General features: G+C 77.7%; 5 protein-coding genes and 1 pseudogene. 4 read left to right on the top strand and 2 right to left on the bottom strand.

What is annotated here, in order from left to right:
* Window positions 1-184 precede the first annotated feature (184 nt).
* Window positions 185-1,123 (top strand): hypothetical protein, encoded by a 939-nt coding sequence (locus HLB09_RS11680; protein ID WP_171203544.1) that lies wholly within the window; start codon window positions 185-187, stop codon window positions 1,121-1,123.
* Window positions 1,124-1,167: 44 nt separating this feature from the next.
* On the opposite strand, the pseudogene HLB09_RS11675 reads toward HLB09_RS11680, so the two are convergent.
* Window positions 1,168-2,301, bottom strand: a pseudogene (locus tag HLB09_RS11675) (alkene reductase).
* A gap of 189 nt (window positions 2,302-2,490) precedes the next feature.
* Between HLB09_RS11675 and HLB09_RS11670 the strand changes: the two are divergent.
* The 3 genes from HLB09_RS11670 (at window position 2,491) to HLB09_RS11660 (ending at window position 5,736) form a co-directional block, all read left to right on the top strand.
* Window positions 2,491-3,276, top strand: a complete 786-nt coding sequence (locus tag HLB09_RS11670) for an SDR family oxidoreductase (protein WP_171203543.1) — start codon at window positions 2,491-2,493, stop codon at window positions 3,274-3,276.
* A gap of 31 nt (window positions 3,277-3,307) precedes the next feature.
* Window positions 3,308-4,363 (top strand): Gfo/Idh/MocA family protein, encoded by a 1,056-nt coding sequence (locus tag HLB09_RS11665; protein ID WP_171203542.1) that lies wholly within the window; start codon window positions 3,308-3,310, stop codon window positions 4,361-4,363.
* Window positions 4,364-4,518: 155 nt separating this feature from the next.
* Window positions 4,519-5,736 (top strand): phytanoyl-CoA dioxygenase family protein, encoded by a 1,218-nt coding sequence (locus HLB09_RS11660; protein ID WP_171203541.1) that lies wholly within the window; start codon window positions 4,519-4,521, stop codon window positions 5,734-5,736.
* An 18-nt stretch (window positions 5,737-5,754) separates the two neighbouring features.
* Here the strand turns inward: HLB09_RS11660 and HLB09_RS11655 are convergent.
* A partial coding sequence (locus HLB09_RS11655; RefSeq protein ID WP_171203540.1) for a winged helix-turn-helix domain-containing protein occupies window positions 5,755-6,172 on the bottom strand: 418 nt, incomplete at its 5' end.

Genomic DNA, 6,172 nt, shown 5'->3' with positions numbered 1-6,172 from the left:
CCCAGCCGGGCTGGGCGCGCAGCGCGCGGCGCGCCGCGGCGCTCGACGCCGGCTGACCCGCCGGGCCTCCTCGCGGGAAGACGTCCACGAGCGTGACCGTGCACGGTCACGCTCGTGGACGACTTCCGCTGTCCACAGCCCCTCAGCGCGGCCTCGCCGTCCCGGGCAGCCTCGCAGGGTGCGGATGGACGCCCTGCCCGGCCCTCTCGCCGAGCTCGCACGGGTGCAGGAGGGCTGCCTCGGCCGGTCGCAGCTGCGGCGCCACGGCGTCGGGCCCGACGTCGTGAGGCGGCGCGTCGCGGGCGGGCGGTGGCAGCGGGTGGGGCCGCGCGTCGTCGCGCTGCACGCCGGGCCGCTGCCCGCACCGGCGCAGCGGTGGGCGGCGCTGCTCCACGCCGGTGCCGGCGCCTGCCTCGGGGCGTGGACGGCGCTGGCGGTCCACGGGCTCGAGGGCTGGGACCGCGACGACGTCCACGTCGTCGTCGCGCGAGGCCGGTCGCGCGGTGAGCCGCTGGCGGGGTCCGCGCTGCACCTCAGCCACCGCTGGCGCGAGGAGGACGTCACCGAGCGCGGCGGCGTGCGGCTGCACCGCGTCGAGCGCGCCGCCGTGGACGCCGCGGCGTGGTCCGCGGGCGATCGGACGGCCTGCGGCCTCCTCGCCGCCGTCGTCCAGCAGCGGCTGACGACGCCGGCGCGGCTGGCCGCCGCGCTCGAGGGCGTGGGCCCCGTCCGCCACCGCGGTGCGCTCGTCGCCGTCCTCGAGGACCTGGCCGGCGGGTCGCAGGCCATGTCCGAGGTCGACCTCGCGGCGCTCTGCCGGCGGCACCGCCTTCCCCCGCCCGTGCGCCAGGCCGTGCGCGTGGACGGCGTCGGCCGGCGGCGCTACCTCGACGCCGAGTGGCACCTCGCCGACGGTCGGCGGGTGCTCCTGGAGGTCGACGGCGTCGGGCACCTCGACCCGCGCCGCTGGTACGACGACCTGCTGCGCGCCGCCGAGGTCAGCCGGCCCGGCGAGACGGTCCTGCGCCTGCCGGCGCTGGCGCTGCGGCTCGACGAGGCGCGCGTCGTCGCGCTCCTGCGCGCCCACCTGGACCTCGACGACGGGAGTCGTCCACGAGCGTGACCGTGCACGGTCACGCTCGTGGACGTCTTCCGAGCCGCCTCCCGTCAGGCGGTGAGGCGCGGGTAGTCCGTGTAGCCCTCGGCGGTCGTGCCGTAGAAGGTCGAGGGGTCGGGCTCGTTCTCGTCGGCCCCCGCGCGCCAGCGCTCGACGAGGTCGGGGTTGGCGATGAGCGCGCGCCCGACGGCGACGGCGTCGGCGTCGGTCGCGTCCACGAGCGCGGACGCCGACTCGCGCGTCGTCGGCGTGCTGAAGCCGCGGTTCGCGACGAGCGGCATCCCGGAGCGGCGGCGCAGGTCCTGGGTGAGCTCGTCGGTGGGGTCGGCCCGCAGGACGCTGAGGTAGGCGAGGCCGAGCGGGGCCAGGCCGTCGACGAGCGCGCCGTAGGTCGCCGCGACGTCGTCCGCGTCCGCCTCGGGGATGCCCTGGACGCCGTGCGCCGGTGAGATGCGGATGCCGACGCGGCCAGGGCCCACCTCCGCGGCGACCGCGCGGGCGACCTCGACGACGAGCCGGGCGCGCGCCTGCGGGCTGCCGCCGTAGGCGTCGGTGCGGTGGTTGGTGTCGGGCGCGAGGAACTCGTGGAGCAGGTACCCGTTGGCGCTGTGGAGCTCGACGCCGTCCAGGCCGGCGTCGACGGCGCGGCGCGCGGCGGCCACGTGGTCGGCGACGACCTGCTCGACCTCCTCGGTCGTCAGCGCGTGCGGCTCGGCGTAGGCCAGCTTGCCCTACGGGGTGTGCGCCTCCCCCTCGAGCACGACGGCGCTGGGGGCGACCACGCGGTCGGTGCCGGTCGTGGCCGGGTGCGCCACGCGCCCCGCGTGCATGACCTGCATGACGAGGAGCCCGCCCCGCGCGTGGACGGCGTCGGCGACGCGGCGCCAGCCGGCGGCCTGCTCGTCGGTGACGATCCCGGGCTGGCCCGGGTAGCCGCGGCCCTCCCTGGTCGGGTAGGTGCCCTCGGTGATGATGAGCCCGGCGCTGGCGCGCTGCGCGTAGTGCTCGACGAGGAGGTCGCCCGGCACGCCGTCCTCCCCCGCGCGGGTGCGCGTGAGCGGCGCCATGACGACGCGGTTGCGCAGGTGCAGGTCCCCCAGGACCACCGGGGTGAAGAGCTGGCGGGGGTCAGTGCCGGAGGCGTCGTCGGCCGGTGCCTGCGGGGTGTCGGTGCGGGTGCTCACGGGGCTGCCTCTCGCGTCGCGGGCCGGGCCTCGCCCGGCGGTACGCCGGGGCAACCGCGCGCCGCGCCCCGCTGTTCCAGCGTTCAACCGGTCCGCCGGGCGGAACCGGAGGTGCACCCGGACGCCGCGGCGGGGCAGCATCCGCGGCGACGCCGGCGCCCGGGGCCGGTCGCGGAGGGAGGAGCGCTCGTGGGGCTGCTGGACGGCAAGGTCGTGCTCGTGAGCGGCGGCACGCAGGGCGTGGGCGCCGGGGTCGCGCTGGCGGCGGCGCGCGAGGGGGCGGACGTCGTCGTCACCGGGCGCCGTCGCGAGGTCGGCGAGGCCCTGCTCCCCCGGCTGCGCGAGCACCTCGCCCCCGGGCGGTCCGCGGAGTACGTGCGCGCCGACGTGGCGGACGTCGCGAGCGCGCAGGCGTCCGTGGCCGCCGTCGTCGAGCGGTTCGGACGCGTCGACTGCCTGTGCAACGCCGCCGGCCTCACGAGCCGGGGCACGCTGCTCGGGACGACGCCCGAGCTCTTCGACGAGCACGTGGCCGTGAACCTCCGCGGGCCCTTCTTCACCATGCAGGCCGCGGTGGCCGACATGGTGCGCCGCGGGGAGCCCGGCACCGTCGTCAACGTCACGAGCACCTCGGCGCACGGCGGGCAGCCCTACCTGGCGCCGTACGTGGCGGCGAAGGCGGGCCTCGTCGGTGCGACGCGCAACGCCGCGCACGCGCACCGGGCCGACCGGGTGCGGGTCAACGCGCTCAACATCGGCTGGACCGACACCGAGGGCGAGGACGCGACCCAGCGCGCCTTCCACGGCGCCGGGGACGACTGGCGCGAGCGCGCGGCGAGCGCCCTGCCGATGGGGCGGCTGGGGCGCGTCGACGAGATCGCCGACCTCGTCGTGCTCCTGCTCTCCGACCGCAGCGGCGTCGTCACCGGCTCGGTCGTCGACTGGGACCAGAACGTCCTCGGCGGGTTGGACTGAGGCGCTCGCCCCGGCGGGACAGGATGGCGCGGTGACCTCCGCGCCCGAGCCCACGACCTCCGGCCCCCCGAGCACGGCCGGCGCGCCCCTGCGCCTCGGCGTGCTCGGCGCCGCCCGCATCACCGAGGAGGCCCTCACCGAGCCGGCGCGGCGCACGGGGCACCGGCTCGTCGCCGTCGCCGCACGCGATCGGGCGCGCGCGCAGGGCCTGGCCGACCGCGCGGGCGTCGATCGCGTGCACGGCTCCTACGAGGAGCTGCTCGCCGACGACGACGTCGAGGTCGTCTACGACCCGCTGCCCAACGCCCTGCACGGGACGTGGAACCTCGCGGCGGTGCGCGCGGGGCGGCACGTGCTCACGGAGAAGCCGTCGACCGCGTGCGCGGCCGACGCGCGAGCCGTCCGGGACGCCGCGGCCGTCGCGGGCGTCCACGTGGTCGAGGCCTTCCACCACCTGCACCACCCCGTGCACCGGCGCCTCGTCGAGCTCCTGGCGTCGGGCGAGCTCGGGGAGCTGCGGCGCGTGGAGGTCGAGATGCTCGTGCCGGCGCCCGGCGACGACGACCCCCGCTGGTCGCTCGAGCTCGGCGGCGGAGCGCTCATGGACCTCGGCTGCTACGGCCTGCGGACGCTGCGGGAGCTCGCGCCGCTCGTCGGCGGCGAGCCGGTCGTCACGGGCGCCCGCGCCGTCGAGCACCCCGACCACCCGGGTGTCGACGCCGAGCTCGTCGCGGACCTCGCCCTCCCCTCCGGCGCCACGGCGGTCGTGCGCAGCCGCATGGGCGGCGACGACGTCGTCTTCTCCTGCCGCCTCGTCGGCAGCCGCGGGGAGGCGACCGCACCCTGCTTCGTCAAGCCGCAGTGGGACGACCGGGTCGTCGTCCGCGTCGGCGACGACGAGCGCACCGAGCACCTCGGGACGCGCTCGTCCTACGACCACCAGCTCGACGCGCTGGCGCGGCTGCTGCGGGAGGGGCCCTCCGCGCAGGACCCCGACCTCGGCGCCGACGACGCCGTGGCGACGATGGAGCTCGTCGACGCCTGCTACGCGGCGGCGGGCCTCGGGACCCGGCCGGCCGTGCTCTGACGCGAGCCACCGCCCCCAGCCCCCGTCCCCAGCGCCCGTCCCCGGCCCCCGCGCCCGACCGGCCTCGTCGTCCGGGGCGCCCGGGGCGGGGCTACCGTCCTCCCGTCGCGCCAGGACGACGTCCCGGCCCGGGCCGCACGAGAGGACACCCCGCCATGAGCGCTCCCACCACCACCTCCTCCGGCGCCGCGTCGCCCGACCGCGCCCCGCGCCCGGTGTGGTTCACCGCGGACGACTGCCGCCTCGAGGACTTCCGGGCCCTCGTCGAGGTCGAGACCGACCTGGGCGCCTACCCGTACGCCGACGACGTCGAGCAGGGCGTCCTCGTCTACGGGCCGCGGCTGGCCGAGCACGTGGGCACCCCGGAGGGCCGCCGCGACGTGCAGGCCGAGCTGGCGCGGGCGCTCTCGGAGGGGCCCGGGATCGTCGTCCTGCGCGGCGCCGTGCCGCCGGACGTCGTCGACCGGGCCACCGAGGTCTTCACGGCGATGATCGCCGACCAGCACGCGGCCGGCGTCGCGGGCGGCGACCACTTCGCCAAGCCCGGCGCCAACGACCGCGTGTGGGGCGCGGCGGACAAGCTCGCCGTCCGCGACCCCGAGGTCTTCGCCGACTACTACGCGAGCGACGCGCTCGCGCTCGTGTGCGAGGCCTGGCTCGGCCGCGGCTACCAGGTGACGAGCCAGGTCAACGTCGTGAACCCCGGCGGGCAGGCGCAGACGGCGCACCGCGACTACCACCTCGGCTTCATGTCGCAGGAGCAGGCGCTGGCCTACCCCGCGCACGTGCACGCGCTGTCGCCGCTCATGACGCTGCAGGGCGCCGTCGCCCACTGCGACATGCCCGTCGAGACGGGTCCGACGCTCTACCTCCCGCACTCCCACAAGCACCCGGCCGGCTACGTCGCGTTCCACCAGCCGGAGTTCCGCGCGTACTTCGACGACCACCGCGTGCAGCTGCCGCTGGAGAAGGGCGACGCGGCCTTCTTCAACCCGGCGGTCTTCCACGGCGCCGGCACGAACCGGACGACCGACGTGCGCCGGATGGCGAACCTGCTGCAGGTCTCCTCCGCCTTCGGGCGGGCGATGGAGTCGGTGGACCGCACGGCCATGAGCGAGGCCCTCTTCCCGGTCCTCGTCCGCCGCTGGGCCGAGGGCGAGGACGAGCGCGCGCTGCGCAACGTCGTCGCGGCGTCGTCGGAGGGCTACGCCTTCCCGACCAACCTCGACGCCGACCAGCCGGTCGGAGGGATGGCCCCGCAGAGCCAGGCCGGGCTCGTGCTTAGGGCCCTCGAGGAGGGCTGGGACGTCGAGCGGGTCGTCGACGCGCTGCGCGCGCAGGACGCCCGGCGTCCCTCGCACCCCCGCCCCTGAGACGGGGCGTCCCCGGCCTCAGGCCGTCTCGAGGCGGTAGCCGCGCTTGACGACGGTGCGGACGACGCCGTCGGGCAGCACGGCCCGCACGCGGCCGACGGCGACGTCGACGGCGTGGTCGTCGACGGCGGACGGCAGCGCCGCGAGCAGGTCGGCGCGGGCGACGACGACGCCGCCCGCCGCCGCGAGCCGGGTGAGGACGGCGAGGGGCCCCGGCGCCAGCTCGAGCACGCGGCCGTCGAGCACGGCCGCGCGAGCGCGGACGACGAGCTCGCCGGCGGACGTCGTCACCCGCGCCCGCGGCTCGGCGACGAGGTGGTCGGAGAGCTCGCGCATGAGCGCCCCGAGCCGCCAGCGGGCGGGCACGAGCGGCTCGACACCGGCGGCGCGCAGCGGCGCGGCCGTGACGTCGCCCACCGCGCAGGCGAGGACGCCG

This window comes from Pseudokineococcus marinus, from assembly GCF_013004605.1.
Classification (GTDB): Bacteria; Actinomycetota; Actinomycetes; order Actinomycetales; family Quadrisphaeraceae; genus Pseudokineococcus; species Pseudokineococcus marinus.
The sequence above is the reverse complement of the archived record's forward strand: the minus strand, read 5'-3'. Positions and strand labels throughout refer to the sequence as shown.